The sequence below is a fragment of the Shewanella sp. genome (genome assembly GCF_051658185.1).
Taxonomy (GTDB): Bacteria; Pseudomonadota; Gammaproteobacteria; order Enterobacterales; family Shewanellaceae; genus Shewanella.
The window spans coordinates 1-3,635 of the sequence record NZ_JBOFMC010000179.1 but is presented as its reverse complement, the minus strand read 5'-3'; the positions used below and the strand labels follow the sequence as shown (position 1 = coordinate 3,635).

1 protein-coding gene and 1 pseudogene are annotated in these 3,635 nt (G+C 53.3%); both read right to left on the bottom strand.

Annotation, left to right across the window (positions count from 1 at the left end; genetic code table 11):
- Positions 1-316: 316 nt before the first annotated feature.
- On the bottom strand, positions 317-2,527 hold the full coding sequence (gene recD, locus ACRCZA_RS07295; RefSeq protein WP_438673792.1) for an exodeoxyribonuclease V subunit alpha: 2,211 nt from the start codon (positions 2,525-2,527) through the stop codon (positions 317-319).
- 14 nt (positions 2,528-2,541) lie between these two features.
- Positions 2,542-3,635: pseudogene (locus tag ACRCZA_RS07290) on the bottom strand (hypothetical protein); the annotation flags it as partial.

Genomic DNA, 3,635 nt, shown 5'->3' with positions numbered 1-3,635 from the left:
AAAGTGATAGTACCTTGCTCGATTTTGACGCTTCGCTGGGAGCTGCGGGTTGAGCTTTTGAGCCTACCGTCTTACGTTTTCCTCCACGCCCAATACCATCTGCGGCCGTTAATACACCCGCCGTTGTCAACTCCGTTTCAGCGTGTTAAGACGGGGGGTTACCGGTTACGCTAATGCCAGACACCAGACACCAGACACCAGACACCAGACACCAGACACCAGACACCTAACGCCTAACGCCTGACGCTGGATCAAGTACTCGCGTCAGGGTGATGCTAATGCCAAAGAGGGCGCGTCATAGCGTGAGTGTTACGGGCTAGCGCCAAAGTCTATCGGCAAGGCCTGAAGCTCTTTGGGTGATTTGGCTACTGGCGCGCTCAAACACACTTTGGGTACCTAAACAGCTAAAATGATGTTTAGCTCGAGTAATTGCAGTGTAAATCAGCTCCTTAGTGAGCAGTTGCCACTGGGCAAGGCTTGGCTGAGGCGGTAGCACGAGGGCCACTTGGTTAAATTCACTGCCTTGACTCTTATGTACTGTCATGGCGTAACAGGTTTCATGGCGGGGCAGACGCGCGGGTAACACTTTGAGTTGACTGCCATCGGCTTTGATAAAGTGGGCCATCAGGCGCTCGGGTTTATCTTCGTCCTGCAGGATAAGGCCAATGTCGCCGTTAAATAGCCCAAGATTGTAATCGTTACTTTGAATAATGATAGGTCTGCCAAGGTAAAACTCCTGCAAGGGCTGGATAAGTTTGGCTTTGGCCAGTGCCTTGGTGACATAGCTATTGATGCCCTCGACCCCATAGTCGCCCGAGCGCATTGCGCATAAAATCCGGTATTGGTTAAAGCGCTCGATAATGGCAAAGGTGCTTGTCTGGCCGGGCTCCTTTAGTGCGTTAAGATAGTGACCGTAGGCCATCACGGCTTGTTCCAGCAATTGCATGAGTCCGCTGTTGCGCTCAGGTTCGCAGAACTTAGGCACATTGAGCGCAGCGTCACTTAGCGCAGTGTCTAGCCCATTTGGCTGCAGGCCATGCTCTAACCAGCTAAGCTCTGCTAATCCCCGTTGCCATACCTGTAAAATCCCGGCGAGATCGGCGCGATTAACCGCATTAGCCAGCAACCCAATCCCCGCATCGCCCTTAAATCTGTGACTGTGCATTAACATGCAGAGGCAGTCTCCGAGTTTGGCGGTATCGTTTGCGCTGGGCTGACTGATAAAACGGCGTAAATCAAAGCCGGTCAATTGGCTCAGACGTTGGGCTTCGCTCGGGCTGTAGCGCATTTGCCAAGGTTGTGGCGGCGCGCAATGGGGATCCGTGGCGTTGTTTATGTTAGCTGCATTTGGCTGCACTTTTAACCCGGCACAAATATCGGCAAGGACGGCGCCAGCTTCAACCGAGGCGAGTTGATCCTGATCCCCAAGCAAAATTAAGCTGGCATGCTCGGGCAGGGCACTGAGCAGCTTATACATCATCGGTAAATCCACCATTGAGGCTTCATCGATCAGCAAGAGATCGAGCCTGAGGGGATTGGCTTGATGGTGGCGAAATTCGGCCGAATGAGGAATGACCCCAAGTAAGCGATGTAGGGTGGCGGCCTCCTCCGGAATATGTGTTAAAGCAGATAAGAGGGCGGTACGCTCCGCTGCTTGGATGCCGTGCATGTGGCCATCTTGCAGCTGGTTGAGCTCTGTTGCCAAACGAGCTTTGGAAGCCTTAATGGATTCACTTAAGCGAGCGGCGGCCTTGCCCGTTGGTGCAACGAGACGGATCTCCTGCGGATTAAGCATTTGTTGCAGCAGTAATAGCTTGGTGACTGTGGTGGTTTTGCCGGTTCCCGGGCCACCGGTTATCACCGCAAGCCTTTTGCCAAGGGCGGTGGCGGTGGCAACCTTTTGCCAGTCAATCGCATCCGGCTCATGGCTTGGCGGAAATAATAGCGTTAAATAGGCCTCTAAACGCGCAGCCAGCGCTGGGGGATACACAGCGCCTTGTCGCTGGGATAAACGAATTAAGGCCTCGGCCACTTGAGTCTCAAATTGATAATAACGCTGCAGATATAACCTGCCATTATCGAGGATCAGCGGTTTGTGGCTGCCCCCGGGGCCGACGGCGGCAAAGGTGTGCAGTTTAGCGATGAGGCTCTCGAGGCTTAGCTTGATTTTACAATGGCTGGTTTGTTCCGCCAGAGGATTGAGTCGCACCACATGAGCAAGCACCAGACAGCTGTGCTGGGCGGATAGCTGCTGGCTTAGGAGGGCGCACAGCAGAATAAATAAGGGATCTTGGCGCTCTTGGCTGTGGAGTGCTGCCATTTCGAGGGCAAAATGCCGATCAAGTGGCGTGAGTAGCCTTTCCTGCTCCCAGCGTTTGAGCAGCTCTGTGATCGGTGCGGTTAATTGCAGCGTGCCATAATCCAGCCACTTAAGGTTGCGGTGTAGACGAGCGCTGGCGCAGTCCGTGTGGGGCGCATCAGCCCCAAGATGAGCTGCAGGAGTCTGTTCAGACGTTGTGGTATTCATACTTTCGCTCTCAGTCAGTCGCTGTTATGCGCTTGGGGAGTTTCGCCCCGCAGCAATAGGTTATCCAGGGCAAGGATTAAGGCTTTTGGTGGCTTATCATAATACACGCCAGACCCAGGATGGGCTGCGGACATTCCTCGCAAAAACAAGTAGTAACAGCCACCAATATGCACATCGTAGTCATAGTCTGCTAAACGTAACTGCAGGTAACGATGCAGGGCAACCGAGTAAATAATGTACTGTAAATCGTAGCTGTGCTCGATGATTGCCTGTTTGAGCGCCTGCGGGTGGTAGGCCGTGATGCGGTCACCAAGATGGTTAGATTTATAGTCGGCGATGAAGAATTTGCCTTGATGTTCAAAGGTTAAATCGATAAAACCTTTGAGCATACCTTGGAGTTCATCAAAGCTAAGCTGGGATGGATAACCGTATTGCCGCAGTAGCGCATTGAGCTCTGCATCCTTAAGACGCGTTAAGGGCAGATAAAATTCCATCTCGACCAAGGTATTGCTTGGGGCGAGTTTGGCAAGACACAGGTCGACCTTAGGGGCGCCTGCCAAGGGTTGGCCGTGTGCCGCCGTTGTCGCAGCGTGTGCCGCCGTGCTCCCACCATATTGAGGCGTGTCATGTTGGTATAGCGGGGCATGCAACACCTCCAGATACCAAGCCTCAAGGACACTTTGCCAAGGCGTGGCGATAGCGTATTGCTGCATTGCCTTAGGCAAGTGTTGGGGCAGTTCAATGTGCGCCTTGGTAAAATCAATCCGCTCCAACACGAGGTGCATAAAGCTGCCGGCATTGGCACCGCGCTCAAAGGTAAAGCGGTTAAGGTTGGCTTGAGCGCTAATCGACGCCAATTGGCTGGCATGTAATTCGTGTTTACTTAAGCCGCTAATAGTTAACTCGTCAATCATTAAGTCGGGAAGGTTAACGTCGTGGGCACTTAGCTCATAGGACGTTTGCTGGCTCTCGACTGTGGGATGACGTGGATCCATCCCTTCTGCAGCGGGCCCTTGGGCCTCATCATCGGCTCCGGGGCGGGTTTTGCCGTGGGGCGAGTTTTTCACTAAACCGGAATAGCTGCCGACCCGCCAGGGCGTCATATATG